The 25,341-nt window shown below is 51.5% G+C and carries 27 protein-coding genes; 16 read left to right on the top strand and 11 right to left on the bottom strand.

The features are described from left to right. The first annotated feature begins 23 nt into the window (after window positions 1-23). Window positions 24-194, top strand: a complete 171-nt coding sequence (locus OCV31_RS03365) for a 2-hydroxymuconate tautomerase (protein WP_108831563.1) — start codon at window positions 24-26, stop codon at window positions 192-194. Between the two features lie 104 nt (window positions 195-298). Here OCV31_RS03365 and OCV31_RS03360 read toward each other — a convergent pair whose 3' ends face one another. The 4 genes from OCV31_RS03360 to OCV31_RS03345 form a co-directional block, all read right to left on the bottom strand. Continuing rightward, window positions 299-451: a hypothetical protein gene (locus OCV31_RS03360; protein WP_267303784.1), complete on the bottom strand. Its 153-nt coding sequence runs from the start codon at window positions 449-451 to the stop codon at window positions 299-301. A 44-nt stretch (window positions 452-495) separates the two neighbouring features. Continuing rightward, a complete protein-coding gene (locus tag OCV31_RS03355) occupies window positions 496-627 on the bottom strand; it encodes a hypothetical protein (protein ID WP_267303783.1) in 132 nt (43 codons plus the stop codon). Between the two features lie 178 nt (window positions 628-805). After that, a complete protein-coding gene (locus tag OCV31_RS03350; protein ID WP_148472608.1) occupies window positions 806-1,954 on the bottom strand; it encodes a CAP and S-layer homology domain-containing protein in 1,149 nt (382 codons plus the stop codon). Between the two features lie 12 nt (window positions 1,955-1,966). Further along, entirely contained in the window at window positions 1,967-3,307 is a 1,341-nt protein-coding gene (locus OCV31_RS03345) for a hemolysin family protein (protein WP_148472639.1), read from the bottom strand. A gap of 114 nt (window positions 3,308-3,421) precedes the next feature. On the opposite strand from OCV31_RS03345, the gene OCV31_RS03340 reads away from it, so the two are divergent. The 8 genes from OCV31_RS03340 (at window position 3,422) to OCV31_RS03305 (ending at window position 9,752) form a co-directional block, all read left to right on the top strand. Continuing rightward, window positions 3,422-4,684: a M18 family aminopeptidase gene (locus OCV31_RS03340; RefSeq protein ID WP_148472606.1), complete on the top strand. Its 1,263-nt coding sequence runs from the start codon at window positions 3,422-3,424 to the stop codon at window positions 4,682-4,684. Between the two features lie 18 nt (window positions 4,685-4,702). Beyond that, window positions 4,703-5,746: an alpha/beta fold hydrolase gene (locus OCV31_RS03335; protein WP_148472604.1), complete on the top strand. Its 1,044-nt coding sequence runs from the start codon at window positions 4,703-4,705 to the stop codon at window positions 5,744-5,746. Window positions 5,747-5,761: 15 nt separating this feature from the next. Beyond that, window positions 5,762-6,064 (top strand): MTH1187 family thiamine-binding protein, encoded by a 303-nt coding sequence (locus OCV31_RS03330; protein WP_108831569.1) that lies wholly within the window; start codon window positions 5,762-5,764, stop codon window positions 6,062-6,064. Window positions 6,065-6,067: 3 nt separating this feature from the next. Beyond that, the gene (locus tag OCV31_RS03325; protein WP_148472602.1) at window positions 6,068-6,844 is read left to right on the top strand and encodes an Mrp/NBP35 family ATP-binding protein; all 777 of its coding nucleotides are present in this window, start codon (window positions 6,068-6,070) and stop codon (window positions 6,842-6,844) included. Between the two features lie 73 nt (window positions 6,845-6,917). Then, entirely contained in the window at window positions 6,918-7,826 is a 909-nt protein-coding gene (locus OCV31_RS03320; protein WP_148472600.1) for a DUF422 domain-containing protein, read from the top strand. A 101-nt stretch (window positions 7,827-7,927) separates the two neighbouring features. Then, window positions 7,928-8,641 (top strand): orotidine-5'-phosphate decarboxylase, encoded by a 714-nt coding sequence (gene pyrF / locus OCV31_RS03315; RefSeq protein ID WP_148472598.1) that lies wholly within the window; start codon window positions 7,928-7,930, stop codon window positions 8,639-8,641. Next, window positions 8,638-9,267: an orotate phosphoribosyltransferase gene (gene pyrE / locus OCV31_RS03310; protein ID WP_148472596.1), complete on the top strand. Its 630-nt coding sequence runs from the start codon at window positions 8,638-8,640 to the stop codon at window positions 9,265-9,267. The genes pyrF and pyrE overlap by 4 nt, the downstream gene beginning before the upstream one ends. Continuing rightward, window positions 9,264-9,752, top strand: coding sequence for a YkvA family protein (locus tag OCV31_RS03305; RefSeq protein WP_267303782.1), 489 nt, complete (start codon window positions 9,264-9,266; stop codon window positions 9,750-9,752). The genes pyrE and OCV31_RS03305 overlap by 4 nt, the downstream gene beginning before the upstream one ends. A 185-nt stretch (window positions 9,753-9,937) precedes the next feature. Here OCV31_RS03305 and ahpF read toward each other — a convergent pair whose 3' ends face one another. The 4 genes from ahpF to OCV31_RS03285 form a co-directional block, all read right to left on the bottom strand. Then, window positions 9,938-11,473 carry an alkyl hydroperoxide reductase subunit F gene (gene ahpF / locus OCV31_RS03300; protein ID WP_148472594.1) on the bottom strand — a complete coding sequence of 512 codons (1,536 nt, stop codon included), beginning with the start codon at window positions 11,471-11,473 and terminating at the stop codon, window positions 9,938-9,940. A 1-nt stretch (window position 11,474) separates the two neighbouring features. Next, window positions 11,475-12,044: an alkyl hydroperoxide reductase subunit C gene (gene ahpC, locus OCV31_RS03295; protein WP_148472590.1), complete on the bottom strand. Its 570-nt coding sequence runs from the start codon at window positions 12,042-12,044 to the stop codon at window positions 11,475-11,477. Window positions 12,045-12,137: 93 nt separating this feature from the next. Next, on the bottom strand, window positions 12,138-14,405 hold the full coding sequence (locus OCV31_RS03290) for an ABC transporter permease (RefSeq protein ID WP_148472588.1): 2,268 nt from the start codon (window positions 14,403-14,405) through the stop codon (window positions 12,138-12,140). Continuing rightward, window positions 14,399-15,094, bottom strand: a complete 696-nt coding sequence (locus OCV31_RS03285) for an ABC transporter ATP-binding protein (RefSeq protein WP_148472586.1) — start codon at window positions 15,092-15,094, stop codon at window positions 14,399-14,401. Before OCV31_RS03285 ends, OCV31_RS03290 begins: the two co-directional genes overlap by 7 nt. A gap of 368 nt (window positions 15,095-15,462) precedes the next feature. On the opposite strand from OCV31_RS03285, the gene OCV31_RS03280 reads away from it, so the two are divergent. The 7 genes from OCV31_RS03280 to OCV31_RS03255 all read left to right on the top strand — a co-directional run bounded on the left by OCV31_RS03280 (window position 15,463) and on the right by OCV31_RS03255 (window position 20,582). After that, window positions 15,463-15,654 carry a MerR family transcriptional regulator gene (locus tag OCV31_RS03280; protein WP_148472584.1) on the top strand — a complete coding sequence of 64 codons (192 nt, stop codon included), beginning with the start codon at window positions 15,463-15,465 and terminating at the stop codon, window positions 15,652-15,654. A 148-nt stretch (window positions 15,655-15,802) separates the two neighbouring features. Further along, complete coding sequence (locus OCV31_RS03275; RefSeq protein ID WP_148472582.1) at window positions 15,803-16,099, top strand: hypothetical protein; 297 nt, start codon at window positions 15,803-15,805, stop codon at window positions 16,097-16,099. A gap of 147 nt (window positions 16,100-16,246) precedes the next feature. Continuing rightward, complete coding sequence (locus OCV31_RS09760; RefSeq protein WP_148472580.1) at window positions 16,247-16,474, top strand: helix-turn-helix domain-containing protein; 228 nt, start codon at window positions 16,247-16,249, stop codon at window positions 16,472-16,474. 21 nt (window positions 16,475-16,495) lie between these two features. Beyond that, window positions 16,496-17,431 (top strand): DNA cytosine methyltransferase, encoded by a 936-nt coding sequence (locus OCV31_RS03270; RefSeq protein ID WP_148472578.1) that lies wholly within the window; start codon window positions 16,496-16,498, stop codon window positions 17,429-17,431. Further along, window positions 17,428-18,360 (top strand): DNA cytosine methyltransferase, encoded by a 933-nt coding sequence (locus OCV31_RS03265; RefSeq protein ID WP_148472576.1) that lies wholly within the window; start codon window positions 17,428-17,430, stop codon window positions 18,358-18,360. Before OCV31_RS03270 ends, OCV31_RS03265 begins: the two co-directional genes overlap by 4 nt. Window positions 18,361-18,480: 120 nt before the next feature. Beyond that, the gene (locus OCV31_RS03260; RefSeq protein ID WP_267303781.1) at window positions 18,481-19,611 is read left to right on the top strand and encodes an HNH endonuclease; all 1,131 of its coding nucleotides are present in this window, start codon (window positions 18,481-18,483) and stop codon (window positions 19,609-19,611) included. A gap of 56 nt (window positions 19,612-19,667) precedes the next feature. Further along, window positions 19,668-20,582 carry an abortive infection family protein gene (locus OCV31_RS03255; RefSeq protein WP_267303780.1) on the top strand — a complete coding sequence of 305 codons (915 nt, stop codon included), beginning with the start codon at window positions 19,668-19,670 and terminating at the stop codon, window positions 20,580-20,582. 348 nt (window positions 20,583-20,930) lie between these two features. On the opposite strand, the gene OCV31_RS03250 is transcribed toward OCV31_RS03255, so the two are convergent. The 3 genes from OCV31_RS03250 to OCV31_RS03240 are packed head-to-tail and all read right to left on the bottom strand — an operon-like array spanning window position 20,931 to window position 25,197. Next, window positions 20,931-22,289 (bottom strand): citrate synthase, encoded by a 1,359-nt coding sequence (locus tag OCV31_RS03250; RefSeq protein WP_148472635.1) that lies wholly within the window; start codon window positions 22,287-22,289, stop codon window positions 20,931-20,933. Then, entirely contained in the window at window positions 22,289-23,287 is a 999-nt protein-coding gene (locus tag OCV31_RS03245; protein ID WP_148472570.1) for an isocitrate/isopropylmalate dehydrogenase family protein, read from the bottom strand. The genes OCV31_RS03250 and OCV31_RS03245 overlap by 1 nt, the downstream gene beginning before the upstream one ends. Further along, window positions 23,287-25,197 (bottom strand): aconitate hydratase, encoded by a 1,911-nt coding sequence (locus OCV31_RS03240; protein WP_148472568.1) that lies wholly within the window; start codon window positions 25,195-25,197, stop codon window positions 23,287-23,289. The genes OCV31_RS03245 and OCV31_RS03240 overlap by 1 nt, the downstream gene beginning before the upstream one ends. Window positions 25,198-25,341 lie beyond the last annotated feature (144 nt).

The raw sequence follows: 25,341 nt of genomic DNA, 5'->3' as shown, positions 1-25,341 counted from the left end.
GCAGAGGACAAAGGAGGTAGCACATGCCCATCGTTCACGTCGAATTAATCGAAGGCCGTTCTGACGAAGTGAAGGCAAAAATCGCCAAGGAAATCACGGACACGATCCACGAATTGGCGGACACGCCCCGGGAACACGTTCACGTGGTGTTCCAAGACATGAAGCGCAACGACTATTACAACGAAGGCCACTAAGGTTTTATTGCTTTTGAGAAAATCGGGTAAGCTCGGGCTTGCTCGATTTTTTTGTGGAAATTTTTGCAAGAAAAAAACGCCCCGAAAGGCGTTTGTTCGCAAATTTATTTGTCTTCGTTATGTTCTCTTTCTTTTCGTTCTTTTCTGTCCCGTTCGTCGGCCAAAAGGCGGCGAATTAAAAGGATGATGAGAACGAAAGCGGCGATGGCAAAGGCGAATTTGCCGATGAACACGAGTAAGGCGAGCCCTTGTAACATGGTTATACCTCCTTGAATCGAATTTGTTGCCGGATCGAGGTTTGTCAGTCTCGATCTCTATTTCCTCGATCTTTTCTATCTTTTTCATCGGCTGAAAGCCGGCGGATTAAAAGGATCACAAGAAGAAGGACGAGGGCGAGGACGAAAAACCCCGCCAATAAAGAGATAATCTTCATAACAGCCTCCTTGTCATGTCATTTTTTCGAATCGTTTCTTTATTCATTATACATTATTTTTTAGGGGGGGGCAAGAACAAAGATGCCTCGATAAGGTGGCGCTCTTAAATGAAGGTGATCTATTCTCGGCTAATTCAACTGAAAAAACAGGTCTTCACACATGTCTTTTGTGTTGGCTTTATCGGCTCAGTCCCAGGGCGCCGACGAGTATGCCTCCGCTCGCGTCGTCTTCGTCTCGAATGGTGGGGCCGGTGTAGACCTGAATGTTCATTTTCCTATACATGGGCGAGAGCATATTGTCCCGATGGCCCGGGCTCTTTTCCCAGGCCTTGAAACATTCCTCGGCCAGAACCTCGGGATCCGTAAGAAGGACGGCACCTCCGCCGGCACCCGTCTTCGGCAAGGGATACTGAATGAGGTTTTCGCCGATGAAGTAGGCGGGCTTTTTGTGGCTCAAATAATCGTAGGCCGTGTAGTAGGGCCGCTTGTCCGGCCGCACGTGGCGCTCGCCCTCGATTCGCATATTGCCGTAAAGGGCGAGCTCTTTGGCCCGGGCGTAGGCGCCGGCCTCCAGGCTTTTGTCGAGAACCAAGGGCCGCAAATGATTCTTCCTGCGGGCATCGTTGAGGCGATTTAAAAAAGCTTCTTGAAAGGCCCCGTGATCGAAGGTGCGGCGGCGATTGAGCCCATCGGTTAAGTAGAGGAAGCGGGCGATTTCCGTATCGTAATCGGGATTCGTGTAGAGAATGTCGTAGAGGGTGAGAAAGACGGCTTCGCGGGTGGCCGGCGCGTTGTAGGGGCAATCGGCCACGGGAAGGGAAAAGGCCATGGCCCGGTAGATCCAGCTGTCGGGCCAACCGAAGGAGGCGGCTTCCTCGGCGGTAAGGGATTTGTCGGCGAGGATCACGGCGATTTTCGACGCTTCGGCGCCGCTTACGGGCTTCTCAGGCAAGAAGCTGCCGTCTTTGTAGCCTTGAATCAAAGGAAGAGGACGATCCACTTGGGCAAAGGTAAGGGCGTGGATATAGCCCTTGGCCCAGTGGGTCTCGGCCACGTCTTTAAAGGGCGAGGTTTCTTTTTCAAGGGCCGCCGCATCCCCTTGAAGATTCAAAGCGCAGGCCAGGACCTTGGAAAATTCCGCGCGGGTAATGGGGCGGCCCAAGGCGAGATCGCCGGTTTCGTCGCCGACGATGAGGCCCGCTTCGCAGAGCGTCTGAATTTTTACCGCGGGGGTCGGATCCTTTTTCAGCTCTCCTTCGGCGAAACCCGCTCGGGGCAGGAAGAGAAGGGCCGATAAAATCAGCGCAGCAAATGCTTTTTTCTTCATTCAGGCCTCCTTTTATTTCTCCTCGATTTTCTTCGCCTTTCGATCCAAGAGTTGAATTTCAACCCGGGCGATGCGCTTGTCCGTTACGCCCAAAGTGGTAAGCTTTACGGAATTGCCGTAGAGGACCTTGTGTTTCTTCGTGTCTCCGGCTTCCGGAATAAAGCCCAAAAGCTCGATGGTAAGGCCGGAGATGGTTTCGTGGTTTTCGCTTTCCAGCTCCAGATCCAGCTGTTCGTTGATCGTATCCAATTCCGCCATGCCGTCGGCCACATAGGTGTAGTCGTTAATTTTTAAAATCTGCTTCAGATCGTGGTCGTATTCATCTTCGATTTCGCCGACGATCTCTTCCACAATGTCTTCGATGGTGACCATGCCCGACAAGCCGCCGTATTCGTCGATTAATATGGCCAGGTAATTTTTCGTGGACTGCAGCTCCTGCAAGAGGCGGTCGATGTTTTTCGTTTCGGGAACGAAGTAGGGCTTTTTCATCACCGACTCGATGTCGATGGAGCGGTAGCTGCGCTTGGCGTATTCCACGAAGAGGTCTTTAATGTAGATGGTGCCCACGATGTGGTCGGGACTGTCCCGATAGACGGGCACGCGGCTGTAGCCGGATTCGAGCATTTCCCGGATTTTTCCCGTATCGAATTCGTCGTAATCCAGCATGTAGAGGGCCGTGCGGGGCGTCATGATCTCGTAGGCCAGTTTGTCGTCGAAGTCCATAATGTTCACCATCATGACTTCGCCGGATTCGTTGATGACACCGTGTTGTTGGCCCACGCGGAGGTAGGACTTGATTTCCTCTTCGCTGATGTTTTTCTCCACATCTTTGGAGTAATTGCCCGTGGCCTTTAGGATCAAGGTGGTGGTAAAGGCGATAAGCTTTACAAAAGGCGCCATGAGTTTGGAAAATACCGTGGCGGCCCCGGCGTTTTTCAGGGCCGTTTGCTCGGCCTTTTGCAGGGCGATGCGCTTGGGCACCAAGACGCCGAAGACCAGGCTGATGTAGGAGAGGATAAAGATCACGAGAACAAAGGCCAAGGTGTCGGAAAAAGAAATCTCGGCGGACAAAAAGAGCGCGGAGAGAAGAGGCACAAAGGCCTTGGCGCCCAGTGCCGCGGCGAAAAAGCTCGCCAGTGTCGTCCCCGTTTGCACTGTGGAGAGGAAGCGGGATTGATTTTTCGTAAGGGCCAAAATTTTTTGCGCCCGCCTGTCGCCTTCTTCCGCCAAATTGCTTATGCGCTCCCGATTGGCGGAGACCAGGGCGATTTCCGTGGCGGTGAAAAAAGCGTTAGCCGCTGTGAGTAGGACAATGAGAAGTAATTCGGGCAGGATCTGCCCAGCGGAATCCATAAAATACATGCCTCCTTTTCTAATAAGTATATACCCCGGAGAAGAAGAAAGATACAAGGGATGTAATGAATTCTGTTATACTAATAGGAGTGAATAGTACTGAAAGGAGCAGTTATGAATATTAAGGATTTACAGTCTTTCGTGGATTTAAGCCCCACTTCCTACCAAGTGGTGGAGCATATACAAATGGCGGCGGCGGGCTTTGTGCGCCTCGATCGCGAAGACGCCTGGGAGCTGGAAGAAGGCGGCAAGTATTACGTGGTAAACGAAGACGGAGCCATCCTCCTCTTTTCCATGGGAAAGAGAGATCCCGAGACCATGGCTTTTCGCACAGTGATCAGCCACACGGACAGCCCGGCTCTGCGCCTTTTGCCCGGCGGCGTGCGCGGCGAAAAGGACTGCGTGAGAATGGATGTGGAACCTTACGGCGCCATCATTAATGCCGACTGGTTCGACCGGCCCCTGTCGCTGGCGGGCCGTGTGATCGTGGATGGGGAGGCCGGCGTAAAGAGCGTGCCCGTAGACTTTCGTGATCCCGTGGCCACCATTCCCCATCTGGCGCCCCACTTGCACAAGGACGTGAACAACGGCCACGTCTTTAAGGCGGGAAAAGATCTGGTGCCCCTGGCCGCAAAATCCTGGGACGACGGCGGCTTCTTGAAGGATTTGGCCGCTCTCGCCGATGCGAATCCCGAAGAGATCTTGGACTACGATTTGTACTTTTATCCCTGGGGGGACAGTATCCTCGTGGGCGCCGACAAAAAATGGCTCTCTTCGCCGCGACTGGATAATTTAGCCACGGCCTACCCGGCCTTTATGGCTTTATCCGCCGAGGTAAGCGAGAACCTCACCCAAGTGGTCTACCTGGCCGATCAGGAAGAAATCGGCAGCCTCACCCAAAGCGGCGGCGACAGCAGTTTCCTTCCCAATGTGCTTCGCCGCATCGTCGGCGACTTAGGCGAGGAGGCCTACTTCCGCGCCCTGGCGAGAAGCTTCCTCCTCTCCTGCGACATGGCCCACGCAGATCATCCGAACTATCGGGACAAGGCCAATCCTTCCGCATCCCCTGTTTTAGGCGGCGGCGTCACGGTGAAGCTTTCCGCCAGCAGAAGCTACGCCACCCAAGGCCACAGCAGCGCAAGATTTAAGCGCATGATGAAGGGGGCGGGCCTGAAGGTGCAGACCTTCGCCAATCCCCACGGTCAACGGGGCGGCTCCACCATCGGGCCTTTGAGCCTGCGCCACGTAGACATGGAAGCCATCGACATCGGCATCGCCACCTGGGCCATGCACGGCGTCCACGAAGTGGTTCACGTCGACGATGTGTCGGATTTCTACGACGCCGTCCGCGCATTTTTCACCACGGAAGATTTTTAGGAGATAAAGGAGGTTTCCATGAAAAAACGCAGCCCATGGCCTCTGGCCGCAGGCCTTCTTGTCGGCGCCTCCATCGTGCCGCAACTTTCGGCGAAAGCTCGTGAAAAGAATACCGCCCGCAAGCTGGCCCTCTGGGAAGCATCAGGCCCCATTCATCGCCTGGCCCTTTATGATCACGAAGACGGCATGATCACCGGCGCCTACAAATCCCCCATCGACGGCCTGCCCCTGGCCTTTACCATTATCGAAGCCGAGAATCCACGGGGCCTCGTGCAAATCGTCCATGGGGCACAGGAACATTCCGGCTATTACAAAGTCTTCGCCCACCGCCTGGCGCAGGCGGGCTTCACCGTGCTCCTCTCGGACAATCGGGGCCACGGCGATTCCGTCTCGGCGGATCATCCCCGGGCCTATATCTCATCCATCGACGACATCGTGGCGGATCAATACGCCCTCACCCTGTTTTTTAAAAATCGCTACCCGGGCCTGCCACTTGCCATGTTCGGCCACTCCTTCGGCTCTTTGATCGCGAGAAACTACATTATGGCCCACGACGATGCCATCGAGAAATTGATCTTAACGGGCCTGGTGTGCTACCCGCCCCAAGCCGGCATCGGTTTGTTTTTCGGCAATGTGGAAAGCTTCTACACCAGCCCCAAGCGCCGCGGCGCCCTGATCCGCATGATGGATTCAAAGACCAAGGCGGCCCTGGATACGATCAGCAACAATCCCGCCTTTTTACATTCCTTCAGAGGCGACGACAAATTGGTGAATTACTATTTAAACGGCGGCGCCATGGCCATTTGGGACAGCGCCTCCCGCTTAAAAGATTACGGCCGCTACGCCGTGAAGAATCCCGATCTGAAAGTGCTGGCTTTAAACGGCACGGAAGATCCCCTCACCGGCGGCGCCAAGGGATTGGCGGATACGGCGAAAACTTTCTACAAATTAGGGTATGAAGATTACGAAAACAAAATTTATCCCCACATGAAACACGATCTGCTCCACGAAAGCGCCAGCGAGATCGTCATTTGGGACATCATTCGATTTTTGAAGAACTGACGACAGGAGGTCATTATGGCAGTAGTAGAATTAACCCTCGTTCCCATCGGAACCCAAAAGACATCGTGCAGCCCCTTTGTTGCGGCGGCCTACGATGCGGTAAAAGACAACGACAAAGTGGAAATCCGCTTAAACCCCATGGGCACCGTCCTCGAAGGAGACATCGACGAGCTCTTCGCCTGTGTGCGGAAAATGCAGGAAGCCGTCTTTGAAGCCGGCGCCGATCGCGTCTACTCCGTGGTCAAAATCGACGACCGCCGAGACAAAAAGGCCAGCTTGGATCAAAAAGTCAACTCCGTCATGTCGAAATTAGTGTAGCCCATGGAAAAGAAACAATCACTAAAAAAACCACTGAACGCAAATTCTTCCATCGGAAAAACCATCGCCGTCTTAAGCGGTAAGGGCGGCGTGGGTAAATCCATGGTCACCGGCCTCTTGGCTTCGGAAATGAAGCGCAGAAACAAAGAAGTCGGCGTCTTGGATGCGGACATCTTGGGCCCCTCCGTTCCGAAAATTTTCGGCACCGACGGCACGGTCTTTCAAACGGAAAAGGGCATTCGCCCCTTAAAAACCTCCACGGGCATCGACATTATGAGCGTCAATTCCATTTTGGAAAGCCCGACGGATCCCGTTTTGTGGCGGGCGCCGGTTGTGGGCAATATGCTCACCACCTTCTGGAGCGACGTGAATTGGGACAAGAAAGACTACCTCTTTATCGACATGCCTCCGGGCACCGGCGACGTGGCCCTCACCGTCTTTCAAACCATGACCGTCGACGGCATCGTCATCGTGACCTCGCCTCAGGACTTGGTGTCCATGATCGTGGAAAAGGCCATTAAAATGGCGAAGATGATGGGCCTGCCCGTCATCGGCATTGTGGAAAACATGCAGTACTTTATCGCTCCGGACACCGGCGTGCGCTACGATATTTTCGGCGTAAGCAAAACCGCCGCCATCGCCGAGGAAAAAGGCATCCCCTACCTGGGCGCCTTGCCCATCGACCCGAAGCTCGCCCAATGCGCCGATAAGGGCCGCATCGAAGATTACGAGGTGGATTCGTTAAGCGCCATCGTGGACGAAATCGAAAAATTCAAATAGGGAAGCATTGGTTTCTGTGAATCTGTGAGGAGTCCGGCGTTTGGGGCTCCTCTCTGCTTAGAAAGGGGGAAGCATGGTTTGGATCCACGGCTTTGAGATCATGTGCTACATCTTGACAGCCATGCTTATTTTCGACATCACGAGAAAGAGAGACCGGGAAGAAGGGGAACTGTTTCTTTCCGCCGCCTTGGCGGGCTTCGCCTTGGAGCTCTTGGCCGTTCGACTGACGGACATCTACCATTACAGCCACGCCTTTTATATTCAGGTCGGTCCTGCGCCCTATCAATTTCCCTTTTTCGGCGGCCTCATGTGGGGCGGCGTCGCCGTCTGCGCCCGGCGCATCGCGAAAAAATTTCCCTTCGGCCCCTTGATGACCGCCCTCTTTGCCGGCTGGCTCGTGGTCTCCATGGACCTTTTGCTGGATGTGGCGGCCATTCGCCTAGACGGGGGCTTCTGGATCTGGGACGGAAGGCCGATCAATCTCGCCGTGACCCATCATCTCTTTATGAGCGTGGTGTGGGTGAATTTTCTCGGCTACATGTTTGAAACCCCGGCTTTGGTTTACATGACAGAGCTTCGCCGAAAGCGCGCGCCCTCCTCGACCGGAAAAGAAATTTTCATCAGCCTGCTCATTGGCGCGGCGGCCGTGGCCGTCGTGGGAATCCTCTCCTCCGTAGCCCTCTTTCTGGACGGGTTGACCGACGAGTGGTTCAGCTGCGTGGCCTTTCTTATTCTTTGGTGCGGCGTGTTTTTCAAGCTGATCATAACCCTCGCGGGCGCGAGGAAGAATCTCTCCTTTCGGGGAAAGAAGGATTGGGTGCTCTTTGTTTTCTGGGCGGCCATGTATGCCTACTGCCTGGCCGGGCTTTGGTCTCTCGGCGTGATCCGCGCCGCTGCCGCTTACGGCGCCTTTGGGCTCTTTCTCGGGCTCATGACCTTGGCCCTGTGTCTCCTTCATATTGAACAAGACAGCGTCCAATAAGGAAAGCCGATCCCGCGGGCGCCTTCGTTTCTTTTTTCCTCTTTTCGGTATATACTATGTTGGAAAACAAATCAAACGGATTAACTATAAAGGAGTTGACTATGGAAAAAGACGTCATCGTCGCTTTGGATTTTCCCTCAGCCAATGTGGCACGGGAATTTTTGGCCCGCTTCGACGGCGAAGCGCACAAACCCTTCGTGAAAGTGGGCATGGAACTGTTCTACGCCGCCGGACCGGATTTCGTATTGGAGCTGAAGACCAAGGGTTATAAGATCTTTTTGGATTTAAAGCTCCACGACATTCCCAACACCGTGGCGGGAGCCGTGCGCTCCTTAAAGGGTCTCGGGGTCGATATGCTCACCCTCCACGCCTCCGGCGGCCGGGAAATGTTTATGCGCGCCAGAGAAGCGGTGAAGGACATGAATCGCCCGCCCATTCTCCTGGCGGTGACGGTGCTCACGTCTTTTTCCGATGTAGGCAGAAAAGAAGCCCTCTTAGGTGAAAACCGCTCGGCGGAAGATGCGGTGTACCACCTGGCCCATTTGGCCCTTCAGGGCGGTGCCGACGGCGTCGTGTCCTCGGCCATGGAAGGAAAGTATTTAAGGGAACACATTCGCCAATCCTTCCCCCTAGTCTGCCCGGGGATTCGCCCGGCGGGAGCAAGTGTCGGGGATCAAAAGCGGGTGGTCACGCCGGCCGATGCCCGGGATATAGGCGTTGACTACATCGTCGTGGGACGGCCCATTACACAGGCCAAGGATCCCGTGGCGGCATACAAAGCCATTAAAGAAGAATTTTTAGGAGGTAACCAATGAAAGCCGTATGCGAACATTTATTGGATATCGGCGCCGTGAGTTTGTCGCCGAATGCGCCCTTTACCTGGGCATCGGGGATTAAGAGCCCCATCTACTGCGACAATCGCCTGATCCTCTCCTATCCCGAGGCCAGGAAGGTCATCGAAGAGGCCCTGGCGGATTTGGTGAAGCGTGAGTTTCCCGAAGCCGAAGCTGTCCTCGGCACGGCCACGGCGGGGATCCCCCACGCCTCCTACATCTCCTGGATCTTGGATATGCCCTCGGGCTTTATTCGTTCCAAGGCCAAGGACCACGGCAAGAACAAGCGAATCGAAGGGGCCTTTAAAGAAGGAGAGAAAGTCGTGGTGGTGGAAGACCTCTTCTCCACCGGAGGCAGCTCCATCGACGCCGCCAAGGCCTGCGAAGCGGAAGGGCTCGATGTGGTGGGCATTATTTCCATTTTCAGCTACGAATTAAAGGCGGCGGAAGAAAACTTCGCGGCATCGGGCTTTAAACACGCATCCCTCGCCACCTTCCCGGAACTGGCGGAAGTGGCCGTGGCTCGCGGCGATTTAAGCGAAGAGGAAAAGGCCCGCCTCAATCGTTGGCGCGAAGATCCCTACGACGAAAGTTGGTGCAAGGAATGAATTGGGCCAAGGTCCTTTTTAAATACCTGCCCCGCGCAAAGAAAATCGTCTCCGATCCCGAGCGCATGGAAAAGCTCGCCGAAGAAAGCTTCGCCCTTTTAAAAGGCGAGGGCAAAATGGCCGAGGTGCGAAGAGAGGGCCTGCTCCTCTGGAAGCTTGCAAAAGACACGATCACCGGCCGCTACCGAGGCCTGAAGAAGCGAAACCTCTTTCTCATCGTGGCCGGGCTCATGTATCTGGTAAATCCCATGGATATCGTGCCGGACTTCATCTTCGCCGTGGGCTTTGCCGACGACGTGGCCGTGTTGATGTATGTATTTAAAAAGCTGGATAAGGAGATCAAGGCCTACGAAGCCTGGCGCGACGAGGAAGAAGCGCAGATCCCCGCCGACGCCTATGATTATGACGGGGACGATGTCTACGGCATGACCATGGAAGAGGCGCCGGATCTCGAGGGCTATAAGGTCATCGACTACGACGACTAGTTTTTCGAACAATTTATAAACGAAGGAAGCCCCTGCAGGGGCTTTTTTGGTGGGATAAATACAAAATGGCTATAAACTTTCCGTGGGGAGTAAGTCCTCAATGGATGGTTTCATGGCAAAGCGCACAAAAAAAGAGCCCGGTTTTCACCGAGCTCTTCAATGGTTAATAGAGAACCTTTTTTATTTTATTCATTGACCATAAGATAGTTGTAGGCGCCGAGGGCGGCGGTGGCGCCGCTTCCGGCGGCAATGACGATTTGCTTAAAGAGGGTGTCTGTGGCATCGCCGGCGGCAAACACGCGTTTCACATTGGTCGATCCGTCTCCTGCCGTGAGGATTTCGCCTCTGTCGGAAAGATTCAGGCCGGAATCTTTTAGCCATTCCGTATTGGGCACCAGACCCACTTGAATAAAGCAGCCGGAAATGGGGATCTCCTCGGCCTTGCCGCTGATCCGATCCGTGTAGGCGAGTTTTTCCACTTTGCCGTCGCCGTAGAGACCGGTAGTTTGGGCATTGGTGATGACCGTCACATTGGAGAGGGTCTTTAGTTTCTTCAAGAGGGCGTCGTCGGCCTTAAGATCCGGTAAAAATTCCAAGACGGTGACGTGCTTGGCCAGGCCGGCCAGATCGATGGCCGCCTCGATGCCGGAGTTGCCGCCGCCGATGACGGCCACATTTTTCCTTTTGTAGAGGGGCCCGTCGCAGTGGGTACAATAGGCGACGCCTTTGTTTCTGAATTCCGTTTCGCCGGGAATGCCGATGAGTCGCCATCTGGCGCCGGTGGCGATAATCACCGTCTTGGCAAAAAGCTTGGCACCGTTATTCAGCTTGACCTCCACCTGTTTGTCGGTGGTATGGATGCCGTCGGCGAGGACGCCGGTCATCCTATCCACCTCCAGGGAAGCGACCTGATTTTCCATTTGATCCATAAAGTCGGGGCCTTCCGTGTATTTAAAACCGGGAATATTTTCGATGGAGAGCGTCTCTTTCACCTGACCGCCGAATTCGCCGGCGACGAGACCGGTTTTAATGCCCTTTCTTGCGGCGTAAATGGCGGCAGTAGCCGCCGCCGGCCCGCCGCCGATAATCAGGGCATCAAAAAGGGGCTTGTCTTTAAATTCGTCTTTGTCCACTTTGCTGCCGAGCTTTTCCAAAATGCTTGAAAGGGATTGCTTGCCCCCTTCGAAAAAGTCCCCGTCCTTGAAAATGGCGGGCACGGCGAGAACGTCTCTGGATTCCGCCAGATCTTGGAAGCTGCCGCCGTCGATCATGGTGTGGTTAATCGCCGGGTTGATAATGGCCATAATGTTCAGGGCCTGAACCACGTCGGGGCAGTTGTGGCAAGAAAGGGACACGACGGTTTCGAAATCCGCCGGCGCCAGGCCTTGGATCCGCTTCTTGTCGGCATCGTCTATTTTCGGAGCGATTCCCCCCGCCTGGAGCATGGCCAGGGCGAAAGAGGCGAACTCGTGGCCCAAGGGGAGCCCCGCGAAGACGATCCTGCCGTGATCGAAGCTTCCCTTGATTTCGAAGGAAGGGCTGTAGGTCAGATCTTTCTCCACCAAGGTGATTTTATCCGACAAGGCCGCCACTTCTTCGACAAAAGCCCGAACCTTTTTGCAATTTTCGTCGTCATGATGAGCAGAAAGCCCAATAGTGACCTCCGTTTTCAAGAGGTCAAAGTATTGGGCCAACTGGTTCTTTAGATTTGTATCTAACATATTAGATTTTACCTACCAGGTCCAGTCCCGGCGTAAGGGTGGCGTCCGCTTCGCTTTCCCACTTGGCGGGGCAAGCTTCGCCCGGGTGTTCGGCGACGTATTTGGCCGCTTTCACCTTGTTAATATTGACATTGGCTTTTCTGCCGATGCCGTCGGCATTGATTTCCACGGTTTGGATCACATTGTCCGGGTCGATGACGAGAGTGGCGCGATGGGCCTTGCCCGAGTCGTCGAGAAGGCCGAGCTCTCTCGTGAGTTCTTTGTTGGAATCGCCGATCATGGTGTATTTGATCTTGCCGATGGCCTTAGAATTGTCGTGCCAAGCTTTGTGAACGAAGTGGGTATCCACGGAAACCGAATACACTTCGGCGCCCAGGGATTTTAATTCGTCGTAGGATTCTTGCATATCTTCAAGCTCCGTGGGACAAACAAAAGTAAAATCGGCGGGGTAGAAGATAAGAACGGTGTAAGAACCCTTCATATCGTCGTTGGACACCGTTACAAATTCGTCCTTCGCGGGATTATAAGCGTCGAGTTTAAACTCGGGTAATGTTTTTCCTATTAAAGCCATAATTTTCTCCTTATATCTCCTAAAAATCATACTGTATCTTGCTAATGATAAGTATAATCAGTTAAAAAGGAAAAGTCAAACAGGGGCCACTTTTCAGCCACTGACTTTTTTCAATTCTTCTACCATATTCAAGCCCTTAATCTTCCTGACGCCCAAAGCCTGGGCCGCGGCAAAGACAGCGAGGTCAAGAGCGTAGATGGCAACATAGCTCTCGGCGGCGAAGTGAGGCTCCATGTAGACGGAAAGCTTCGATACGGACAGGGCGAAGAGATGGCGCATAAGGGGATCGAAGAGCGGCAGGCTCAGGGGATAAAAGAGCGCCACGGCGACACCTAAGCCCAATAGATAAACGGATGCCACTTCCCTGTCTTTATAGCCGAAAATTTTCAGGTAACAAATATCCTTTTGAGATTTTTCCAAGATCAACTTGCTTACGGTATAGACTAAGGTAAAGTAGAAAACTATGCCTAAAATACGGGTGGTAAGCAGGGCGCCGTCGAAATTTTCTAAAAAAGACTCCAGGTAAGCGCCGGTCTTTGCCCGGTCGATGGTGGTAAGAAGTCGTTCGTCGTCCACGTGCAGCGGCTTTTGCGACCAGTAGAGATTGAAATTCTTTGCATCTTTGTCGATAAATTTGTTCAGTGTTTCCATGGGCATCAATGCCTGAACGGAGTGAATGTCATGGGCAATGGCGGCGATTTTTAATTTTCTGTATTCCTTTTTGCCGGGAAGTTTTACTTGGATGGTGTCGCCGATCTTTAGCTTGTCGCGTTTGGCGAGGCCTGTAGAGATCACGACCTTGTCGTCCTTCATGGTCGATGGCAGATCCTTGTCGTAGGCCGTGTTCTTGTCCGGACCAAGGATGTTAAGATCACTTTTGTCGTCGCCCTTTTTATAGTCCATGGTTAGGCTTAGGCCCTTGTCGGCGTGAACGTCGGGATCCGGTGTTTTTACCATATAGGTGTAATTGTACTTCATGTCTTTTTGTATGGAATCCGTGTAGTCGTCGAACATAGGGCCCAGGGCCATGGAGAAGAGAAGAAGCGCATTGCCTACGAACATGCCGAAGAAAAGGGCGAGGATATTTAATCGGTTTTCACCCAGGATCCGCAGACGGGCGGCACGTATAAGGGAAAGGCCCTCGAGAGACGGTGCGCTCCTTCTTTTTTTGCGGTAAAATTCCCGCCGCAAAAAGCGAAGGGGCGACAGGCGGAAGTAGCGCATTAGAAGCAGGCGATTGACCAGCCATACGATGCCCAAGGGGATCAGGGTGGTGATGGCGAAGGCCTTTATCGAAAGAACGGGAACAAAGGGCGGCAGGTTATAAGAGGTGTAGTAAAGGCCGGCGTACAGCTCGTAGCCCTTCACATAGGCGATAATATTGCCCGCCACCCCGGCGAAAATCGTGAGGCAGGTAGGGATGAGGCTGTAGTGGCGAATCAAATCTTTCGTCTCGTAGCCCATGGCGAGGAGGGTGCCGATCACCGGCGCCTCTTCTCGCAACAGGCCACGGGTTTGAAGGGCGCTGATAAAGCCCAGGGAAATAAACAGAAGCACCATGGTGATCATCATCATGGGTACGTCGCCGCCCATGTCGTCGACAAAGTATTGGATGCAGCGATTGTCGTAGGTGGTGGTGGCGCCGAGAAGGGGACCTGAGCTTTGTGCATCGGTGAGAATGTCTTCGAATTTATCCCTTGCCGCGTCCTCCGACAGGCGGGCGTGATTTCTGTAGGCGTAGAGGTAATTGGTCTTTTCCTTCAGGGAATCGAAGGCCTCTTTCGTAACGAAGGCCACGGAAAAATGCTTCGTGTCCATGGCCAGATCCCCTTGGGTTTTTAAAATGGTGGAGTAATCCGGCGTGGCTACCAGGGCCGTAATCACATAATCGTCGCCGTCGAGGATAAGCCTATCGCCGAGGTGAAGCTCGCTCGCCTTGGCCAAGTTGGCGGCGATGGCCACCTCGTTTTTCTTTTCCGGCAGGCGGCCGGCGTGAATGGCGGCGGTGTTGATCTTTTCCCGATTGACGAAGGTACGAAGAATTTTTTCCCGGGAATCGTCATCGCCGGGGGTGCGGAAGCGGACGTCCTTGTAAAAATTTTCCGCGAGATCCAAATCCCTTTTTTCTATGGCCTCCTTCGCCTCTTTCGTTAAAGGATCCGCCATAAGAAATTGGCCGTCCTCCACTTTGTTTTCCCGAAGGCCCCGGTAGTAAATGGGCTTTATGGAATTTTGGCTGATGAAAAAGGACGAGATGAATGCCACGGTGAGAAGGGAGATGAAAAACAGAGGCAAATAGGTGCCGGGCTTTTTAATAAACAGCCGGGGTATTCGTCGATGAATGGGATTTTTCATTACCATTGCACCTCCTCGGCAGAGAGGATATGCTCGTTTTCTTCACAAGACTTCAGGGCGCCGTCGTGAAGGCGGAGAACCACCCGGCACATGGAGGCAATGGCTTCGTTGTGGGTGGCGATAATCACCGTGGTCTTGTACTTTCGATTCAAATCTTCGATTAAGTGCAAGACGGCTTTGGCGCTTTCGTAATCCAGGGCGCCGGTGGGCTCGTCGCAAATAAAGAGAGAAGGCTTTTTCGCCATGGCCCGGGCGATGGATACCCGCTGGGCCTGGCCGCCGGAAATTTCCGAGGGGAATTTATGCAGCTGATCGACGATTCCAAGCTCCTCGGCCAAGGCGTCCACATCCAGAGGATCGTCGGAAAGGTAGGCACCGGTCAGAATATTTTCCCGAACGGTTAAGTTTTCCACCAGATTATAAAATTGAAAGACGAAGCCCAGTTGTTTTCTGCGGTAGAGCTCCAGCTGTTTTTTGTTCATCGGCGCCAGGTGATTGCCCGCCACGATAATGTCGCCCTCGTCCATAGTTTCGATGCCGCCCAGAATATTCAGCAAGGTGGACTTCCCCGAGCCTGAAGGGCCCAAGAGACAAGCCATGCATCCGTCGGGCAGAGTAAAGGTAATGTCTTTTAAAACGTGGAGCCGTTGGTCTTTCGTGCCGTAGCTTTTATGTAAATGGTCGATGGTAATCATGAGAACCTCCTTTTTAAATTGATAGATGCTATCAAGTTAATTTTATGCCCGGAGGCTATTTTTGTCTATAAAATTATTGTCGACGCATATCAATTTTTGTTTTTCGTTTTGCGCAAAAAAATCCCCTCGGCTTAGACGGGTGCTCATAAGAAAGTAATTCCAGAAATTTTGATTATGGCATCTGTCAGACGGGGTTGGCTACAAGACCGTAAGCGCAGTCCATAAGCGGATTACAAAGATTGCAGACGCTTATGAGGATTTCGTGACAGGGGAATATCAGAAGTATTTGGACAAGTAAACAGATGCAGAAACGGCAGCAGTGACCGAAAAGGTGACTGCTGCTTTTTCATGCAAGAAAGCAGATTTTTATGAGTAGAGAATCGTTTGAAACCATGCCTGATGTGATGGATGCAAAGCAAGCATTGCAGATTTCCAAAGCGGGCGCTTACAACCTTCTGAACAGCCCGGATTTTCCAACCTTGCGGATCGGCGGACGCAAGTTGGTGATGAAGCATGAGCTTGTGGAATGGCTGAAAAGCCGCACAAACCGAAAAGAATGAAAACACGGTCAAGAGCCGAAAAAGTGACAAATAAACCGACAGCACCAGTTGGAACTTACTCCACATAGTTTGGAGTGTTTCTATCGGAAAATCGCACCGCTTTTCCATTTCAAGAGCCGAGAAAAATTTATGAAAAACAGGAGGTTTTATGCGAACAGGACTAACCAAGAGAGAAAAGACCACTGCCATCTATTTTGACGAGTATGGTAATATGATCGAGGTACAGACCCACAACACCGACCTAAAAAAGCGGCTGACAGCATTTGCGGCGAAACACCCGGAATGCTGCCGCCAGATGGACGATGACGAGCAAGGCGGACTGACCTTTGAGATTGAAAAAGGCAGACTGAGTTTCCGACTGACTGCGCCATACAATGAGGAACGGAAACAGACGGCGAGTGAGTGGCCAAAGAAAAACGGTTGTATCTGCAAAAAACCGGGATAAAGTTATCCTGCAAATCGCTTATATAGCCAAGCAAGTCAGCAAGATGCTTAAAAAATCGTGTTAAATAATCAAAATAGCAAGGAAGCAGTTTACTTTGCGCGGATTTTTTGATATAATAGACTAAATTTGCAAGTAGGAGGAAAAACCATGTCGGTGCATTGCAATCTATCAACGCTTATGGGCAAGAACCGTTTTTCGATCCAAGATGTGCATAAGCAGACGGGATTATCTCGAAATACTATCTCCAACTTATATAACGATAAAGCTACACGAATTGATTATGATACAGTCGAGAAACTATGCCTGTTGTTTAAGTGTTCGCTCGATGAGTTGTTTGAGATATGTATTACGGCGGACAAAAACAACGCTGATTGACCGAGCATAGGAGAAACTGTTATGAAAATCATTTCGCTATTTAGTGGCGCTGGAGGATTGGACTTGGGGTTGATCCAAGCTGGCAACACTGTGATTTGGGCTAATGATATTGATAAGGACGCTGTAGCTACCTACAAAGAGAATATCGGAGATCATATTGTTTGTGACGACATTAAGAACATTGATATTTCCACATTACCTGATGCTGATGTTGTTGTAGGTGGATTTCCTTGCCAAGGATTCTCACAGGCTAACAGGTTAAGAACACTTGAGGATGATAGAAACCAGCTTTACCGCTTTTTCTACAACACAATCAAAATCAAACAACCTAAATTTTTTATTGCGGAAAATGTAAAAGGGATTCTTAGTCTTGGCAAGGGTGAAGCAATTAAACAAATCGTGGCTGACTTTGAATCCGCTGGCTATATCACATCTGTTAATCTTGTGAATATGGCAAACTATGGCGTTCCACAAACAAGGCAAAGAGTTATCATCATCGGCCAGAGAGTAGATTTGGGAGAGAAATTGCGATTTGCGTTTCCGCAGCCTTCTCACTCTAAAAACGGTGAACTGCAAAAATGGGTGTCGATCAAAGAAGCAATCGACCACTTCCCCGACCCTGACAAAGAAAACAATGTCCTCAATCACATCTACTCAGCTTACAAAGTTGAGTATCGTAATTTTACGGGACATAGAGAAACTGATCCTGATAAGCCGTCCCCTACTGTTCTTGCACGAGGAAATGGAAAAGGCGGCGTTTGTGCAATCCCCCATTACAACGGAAAGCGCCGATTGACAATCCGTGAGAGCGCAAGTGTTCAGACTTTCCCGGAAGATTTTCATTTCGTTGGAACAATGAGCTCTTGTTATCGTCAAATCGGAAATGCTGTCCCGGTTATGTTCGCCCGAATACTGGGAACAGAATTGATGAGACTTGAAAAGGAAGAAATTGTATGAGAGTAGTATCACTTTTTAGTGGAGCCGGAGGGCTTGACTTAGGCTTCAAAATGGCTGGTCATGAAATCATTTGGGCAAATGATTTGTATGAGGATGCTGTTGAAACCTACAAGCATAATTTGAGCGATCACATTGTCTGCGAGGATATATCAAAAATTGACGCAGAAGAAATTCCTGAGTGTGACATTATCATTGGCGGATTTCCTTGTCAGGGTTTTTCTGTTGCCAACATGAAGCGTCATGAAGCGGATGAGCGCAACGCTTTATATAAGCAACTGATCCGAATTATTGATGCGAAGAAGCCGAAATTCTTTTTAGCCGAAAATGTTAAAGGGCTTACAAACTTAGCCAAGGGAACAGTCTTTCAAATGATTTTGAGAGATTTTTCATCCCTTGGATACAGGGTGGACTATCGAGTTCTTAATGCCGCTGATTACGGTGTGCCACAGACACGACAAAGAGTAATTATTATTGGTGTTCGCAACGATATTGACTTTGAGTACATTTTCCCCGATCCTACTAACAGCAAGGATGGGGAGGATGGTTTGCCGAAATGGGTCAGCGTTGGAGAAGCAGTGTCCGTTATTCCCGATCCTGATCTCCCTAACGACCTGCCAAATCATGATTATTCAAAGTACAAACTGCAATTTAACGGTTATCTTGGACACAGAGCTTTGGATCCTGAAAAGCCTGCTCCGACTGTTACCGCCCGTGGCGACAACAAGGGTGGAGTTGTTATCCTGCCCCATCCGAATGCGCAGCGAAGAATGTCTTGCCGTGAGTTGGCAGCGGTGCAGAGTTTTCCGTTGGATTATGCGTTTTCAGGCAATCGCTCATCGGTATATCGCCAAATTGGAAATGCTGTGCCGCCGTTGCTTAGTTATGCTGTTGCAAATGTTTTCAATCAATACGAAGAGAGTGACAAGTAGATGTTTTCAAAAGATTTTGTCCCGACAAAACCTTTCCCTGATTTCAAGTGGAAATGGGCTTGCTTACAATGCACCGAGGGTATCAACGATCCTGTTATCTTGTTAGGTGTTCTTTTCCGCATGAAAAAGCTGGAAGGACGAGGATTAAAATATAGTTCACAAGAATTTGCAGACGAGCTGATTGAGTTATCGAATGATATAAGCGACTCCATTGGTGTTGATCTCGCAAGACGAACAGGCGAACGAAATATTATCCGTAATTCTGGTCAATATTGGAAAGCTGTCGGCTTGATTCCTGATGATAGCCGAGGTCTGATCCGTCTTACCGATTTTGGACGCCGAGTTGCCGAGCATGATATTTCTCAGACAGAGTTTTCTGCAATAACCGTTCAGACATTCAAGTTGCCGAACAGTCATATCCAGACTCCTGCTGAATGTCTAAATTGGGAAAGCCACAGCCTCATCATTTATCCCCTCAGAATTATCCTGTCGGTGCTTATGGAACTCAAGAAGAGAGAACAAGGCTACTTAACTACCACAGAGCTGACGAAGATTATTATACCGCTTTCCGGCTGTCACGCACAGATTATAGACTATGTGAATTTTATTCTTTGGTATCGCTCTGGCGAGATTACCATTGCTGATTGGCCTGATTGTTGCGAGGGGGCTAATGATTTTCGTATTGCCAGAGAATATCTGCTGTTCCTTGAAAATTACGGATACTTAGAAAAGGCTGATGGCGTGGCGAGAGATGCTGAACAATATCACATCAATGCCCTTATCGAATCTGAAATCGCTGAAATTCTTGCGACTCCAATTACTGATGCTTCTCTGCAAATAATCCTGGATCAAATCCGCACGAGTGAAGTAGCATCGGAGGTTGAGCGTAAACGAGTTCAGAATTTCCGAATCAGTCGCCCTAATCAAGCCAAATTCCGCCACGATGTTCTTGCTGCTTGCCAGCGGTGCATCATTACGAATGTCACCATGCCAGAAGTGCTTGAAGCTGCACATATCAAGCCGTTCAAATACAACGGCGAAGATACCATTGCAAACGGTTTTGCGATGAGAACGGATATTCATACTTTGTTTGATGCTGGACATCTTCGCATTTCCGAAACAGGCGAGGTTGAATTGTCCACAAGGGCACGAATGGACTATGGTGCTACCATCCCGCCGAGAATTGTTCTCCCCGACTTTACCAATCGTGATTTCATCAGATGGCGTTGGGAGAACTACAACGGTATGTAATATCGCTTCCTATATATTTACATCTTCCTATATATTTACATGATGGAGGAAATAATTTGCCAAAAGAAAAATCAAAATTTGAACTGCTCCGTGAAAAAAGCATCTTGTCTATTTTGGATGGCGATGAGGATTTCGGTACGCTTGAAGTCAACGGTACAGATAGCGGCATTAAGATTTCAATGCCATATTTGAGCGGACCGACGCTATGTGATATTTCAAACAAATTTGGGCTACCCGTCACATATGGATGGAATGGTGGTGCTCAAAGTAGATGGGCATATCTTGATGATCTGTTGGCACATTGCATTCAGAATAAGCGGGAATCGGACTTGCTTGCGTTCCTTTTTTCAAAAGGGCAGTTTGTAGACAAACTGAGAGGGCAAACTCCGGAAGTTATAGAGTATGCATATGCTCAGATCGTAAACGCAGTAATCGGTCAGATCAATGGCGCTTTGTATTTTGGTGGGAATGAGCTTGTACAGGTGGGAAAAGTGTTTGTTATCCGCAAACTCGGATCAACCGTTAGTGTAGCAACTCCTTCTGTCAAAACGATAGATAGAAGCTACATTACCGATCTGTCGGATCGAGCTATGAAAGATGTCATAGACGGGAATTATGATAGCGCCATCACTAAATCGCGCACATTACTTGAAGAAGTATTTTGCTATGTTATCGAAAAGAAAGGCGAAGATCCATCCGAAAGTGGTGACATCGGGAAACTCTACAACCAAGTTAAGCAGCTATACAATATGCACCAGAGCAAAGATATGGATAAGCGTATTAATGGGTTACTTTCTGGATTGGAAAAGATTCTTTCTGCAATAGCTGAAATGCGAAACAAAGGAAGCGATTCCCACGGTGTTGGAGCGAAAAGAATTAGCATTGCGGATCATCACGCCCGCCTATTTGTAAACTCCGCAATGACTATGGCAGACTTTGTGTTGGCTGTTAGTGAAAAGGCTTCTCGGTAGTCCGCAATAATCCCTTTGGAACAAAGGGCGCACTTCTATACAGGGGTAAGCCTTGTATGTGCGCTCTGCGAGGCAGACAGCCCGGACACATGAAAGTCTGGGCTGTTTTGCGTCACTGCGTTCCGTACAAGGGGCTGCACCCCTTGCGCCGCTTATGCGGCTAGCCCTGCCCGCTTTGTATGGGAAACAATCTGTTTGCACGGTTGCACAGACAGTTTTTCATCCAAAGCCTAAAACTCAACACACAAATTTTACTGCTTGTCCGAAAGACAGGCGGTATTTTTTATTTTCTTGAATTTACAATCTTAGTGCAACAAAAAGTCCCCTCGACTTTGCGAGGGGAGCAGCTTAGTTGTTGCGGTCGTCCATGGACAGGTATTTTTTCCTGGAATTTAAGTGGACGTAGGCCGGGCGAATGATCTTCTTGTCTTGGACTTGTTCCAAACGGTGGGCGCACCAGCCGGCCATGCGGGCGGTGGCGAAAAGGGGTGTGTAGAGATCCCGGGGAATCCCGAGCATTTGATACACCAGGCCCGAGTACAAGTCGATATTGGCGGTGAGGGGATAGGCGGTGCCGTTTCGCTCCTGCAGGAGGCGGCCGCCGATGTCTTCCACCAGGCGAATGAAATTGTATTGATCGCTGTAGCCTTTTTCTTCGGCGAGAACTTTCGCCTGCATCTTTAAGAGCTCGGCCCGCGGGTCGCTCAAGGTGTAGACGGCGTGTCCGATCCCGTAGATCAGGCCCTTTTCGTCGAAGGCTTGGCCGCCTAAAATCCGGCGCAGGTAATCTTCGATATCGTTTTCATTGTGAATGTCCCGCACATTGGATGCGATGTCGTCGAGCATGGCGGAGCACATGAGATTGGCGCCCCCGTGGCGAGGCCCCTTCAAAGAGCCCAGGGCCGTGACGATGGCGCTGTACGTGTCCGTGCCCGATGAGGAGACTACGTGGGTGGCGAAGGTGGAGTTGTTCCCGCCCCCGTGTTCCGCGTGAAGCACGAGCATCAGGTCCAAAATCTTGGCCTCGGCGTCGGTGTAGTCGGAATTTTTCCGGATCAGAGACAGAATCATTTCCGCCGTGGACATGTCGCTGTCCGGGTAGTGAATGACCAAACTGTCCCCGTCGATGTAGTGTTTCTTGGCCTGGTAATTGTAGGCCATAATGAGGGGCGTCTTGGCGAGAAGGCTCACGCTTTGGCGGAGCACATTGGCCGTGGAGGTGCCGTCGGGATCCGCGTCGTAGGAATAAAGACACAAAGTGGAGCGCATCATTTTGTTCATGACGTCCCGCCCCGGCACTTTCAGGATCGTGTCTTCTAAGTAATTTCTCGGCAGATTCCGCTCTTCCCGCAAGAGGCCCTTGAAGAAATTCAAATCTTTTTTCGAGGGCAAATTGCCGAAGAGCAGGGTGTAGGCCACTTCTTCGTAGCCGAAGCGATTGGTCTCTTTAAAATCCTTCACCATGTCCTTCACGGAATAGCCACGATAGAGCAGATCCCCTTCCATGGGGACTTTTTTGCCGTCGATTTTTTCGTAGCCCGTGACGTAACCGATGCGGGTAATGCCGACGAGGACGCCGGTGCCGTCGGCGTCCCGCAGGCCGTGTTTCACATCGTACTTGGCGTAGAGTTCACGATTGATCGTGTCCCGTTTCGTGATCTTTTCCGCCAACTCGTCCAGGCGGTGGTCCATTTTTTGATTGAGCATCACTCACCTACTCTTTCTATTAAAGCCCGTACATAGTCTTCGGTGCTCAGCTTGCCGCCGAGATCCGCCGTGCGGGTATCGGGATTAGACAACACGTCGTAAACGGCGCGGCGAATCTTTTCCGCCGAGGCCCCTTCGCCCATGTCGTCGAGCATTAAACAGGATGTGAGAAGCATGGCCGTGGGATTGGCGATGCCCTTACCCTGAATGTCCGGGGCTGAGCCGTGGACGGATTCGTAAATGGCCATGTCCTTGCCCTTGTTCATGCCGGGAATCATGCCCAAGCCGCCGATAAGGCCGGCGCCTAAATCGGAGAGAATGTCCCCGTAAAGATTTTCCGTGACGATGACGTCGAATTGGCCGGGATTCATGACCATCTGCATGGCCATATTGTCTACGAGGATTTCCTTCATGGGCACGTCGTAGTCTTTCGCCACGTTCCGGGCCACGTCGAGGAACAAGCCGTCTGTGGCCTTCATAATATTGGCCTTGGTCACCACGGTCACCGATCGACGCTTGTTGGCCGCGGCGTAGTCGAAGGCCGCGCGAATAATCCGCTCGGATTTGTCCCGGGTAATAATTTTAATGGAGTGTGCCTCGTTTTCCGAGATCACTTCCTCCACGCCGGCGTAGAGGTCTTCCGTATTTTCCCGAAAGAGCACCATGTCCACGTCGTCGAACTTCATGGGAAGATCCGCCGCGGGCTTAATGGGGCGAATGTTTTGATAGAGATCGTATTTCTTTCGAAGCTCCACATTCAGGCTCCTGAAGCCGTGGCCGATGGGGGTGGTAATGGGGCCCTTTAAGGCGATTTTATTTCGCTCGAGGGATTCGAAGAGGGCCTCGGGCAGGTAGGTGCCTTCTCTTTCAAAGACCGCCTTGCCCGCGTTCACCTCTTCAAAAACCACGGGCACCTTCAGAGCCTCAAACACTTTCTTTACCGCCGCGGCGATTTCCGGGCCGATCCCGTCGCCGGGGATTAAGGTTACTGTCTTCATTATGCCCTCCTGTTTTTCGTGTAATTTAAATAGCCGCCTTCCAAGAGCATGGTCTTTTCCCGTTCGCTGAAGTCGCCGACGAGGGGAATGTCTTCTCCGCCGGCGGTTAAGATAAATTCGCCGCTTTTAACCGAGGCCTTTAAGTCTTTCATGGAGATGGTTTCGCCTTCTTTTAACTTGTCGTAATCGGCGGGATCTTTAAAGACCAAGGGAAGAATGCCCATATTGATTAAATTGGAGCGGTGGATGCGGGCGAAGCTTTTTGCCACGATGGCCTCCACGCCTAAATACAGGGGCAAGAGGGCCGCGTGCTCCCGGCTGGAGCCTTGGCCGTAATTGTCGCCGCCGACGACAATGCCGCCGCCGTGTTTTTCCGCCCGGGCCTTAAAGTCGTCTACCAAAGTGGAGAAGGCGTGCTTGGAAAGCTCGGGAATATTGCTCCGGTAGGGCAGAAGCTTTGCCGTGGAGGGGCAAATGTCGTCGGTGGTCACATTGTCCGAGGCCTTGAGAAGAATGGTCTTTTCAAAACCATCTTCCAAGGGATGTGCCATGGGGAAGGGCTTAATGTTCGGTCCCATCTTCACGTCCTTCGGGCGCGCGGCTTTTTCCTTGGGATAGATCAGGTAATTGGTGGCGTGCTCGTAGTGATCCGGCTCTTCGACGGCATCCACCGAATCCGGCGTGGTAATGTAGCCGGTGATGGCGGAGGCGGCGCAGGTTTCAGGGCCTGCGAGGTAGATCTTTGCATCCTTTGTGCCGCTCCTGCCCTTAAAGTTTCTGTTAAAGGAGCGCAGGCTCACGGCGCCGGACTTCGGTGCCTGGCCCATGCCGATGCAGGGGCCGCAGGCGCTTTCCAAAATGCGGGCGCCGGCTTCGATCATAATGGCCAGTGCGCCGTTTTTCGACAGGGCGTTTAATATGGTGGCGCTCCCCGGAGAGATGACCAGGCTCACGTCTTCGTGCACCTTTTTGCCCTTTAAGATTTGAGCCACCTTCATCATGTCCGTGTAAGAGGAATTGGTGCAGCTGCCGATGGCCACTTGATCCACCTTCACCATGCCCAGGTCCTTCACCTTTTCGTATTGATCCGGCAAGTGGGGCTTGGCCACGGCGGGCTCGATTTCGGAAAGATTGATATCAAGCACCTCGTCATAGACGGCATCCTCGGTCGCGGCCAGGGGCACGAAGGCCTCTTCACGGCCGTGGCGCTTCAAAAAGGCCCGGGTAACTTCGTCGGAGGGGAAGACGGAGGTGGTGGCGCCGAGCTCGGCTCCCATATTGCAAATGGTGGCGCGATCCGTGACGGAAAGATTCTTCACGCCGTCGCCGGAATATTCCACGATGTAGCCCGTGCCGCCCTTTACGGTCTTTTTCCCTAAAATGGCCAGGATCACGTCCTTGCCGTTCGTGCCGGGTTTTAATTTGCCCCTGAGGCGCACGTTTAAAACCTTGGGCACTTTCAGGAAGTAGAAGCCGCTGGCCATGGCCACGGCCACATCCAATCCTCCGGCGCCGATGGCGAGGGCGCCGAGGCCGCCGGCTGTGGGCGTGTGGGAGTCGCTGCCTACCAAGGTCTTGCCCGGTGCGGCAAACTGCTCCAGTTGCACCTGATGGCAAATGCCGCCGCCGGGTTTTGAAAAGACGAGGCCGTATTTCGCCGCAGCCGACTGAATAAATTCGTGATCGTCGGGATTTTCAAAGCCCGTTTGCAGCATATTGTGGTCGATGTAGGCCACGGAGAGCTCCGTTTGAATGTCGTCGATGCCCATGGCTTCCAATTGCAAATACACCATGGTGCCCGTGGAGTCTTGCGTCAGGGTTTGATCGATTTTCAATTTAATCTCTTCGCCGGGAGAGAGCGTGCCTTCCAGCAAATGGCTTTCCAATAATTGATACGCGATACTCGTCATACAACCTCCTCTATTCTGTTATAAAAACGACAATACCGTTTCTTGAACCATATAATCGTCAAGTACCAGTATACCTTTTTCTGATTTAAAATGGTAGAGCGTTTTCAAAGTAGATTGTATATTTTATTGTCCATATAAGCAAAT

This window comes from Aedoeadaptatus acetigenes (genome assembly GCF_025566985.1).
In the GTDB taxonomy this organism is placed as follows: domain Bacteria; phylum Bacillota; class Clostridia; order Tissierellales; family Peptoniphilaceae; genus Aedoeadaptatus; species Aedoeadaptatus acetigenes.
This window is presented reverse-complemented; position numbering and strand designations above follow the sequence as displayed.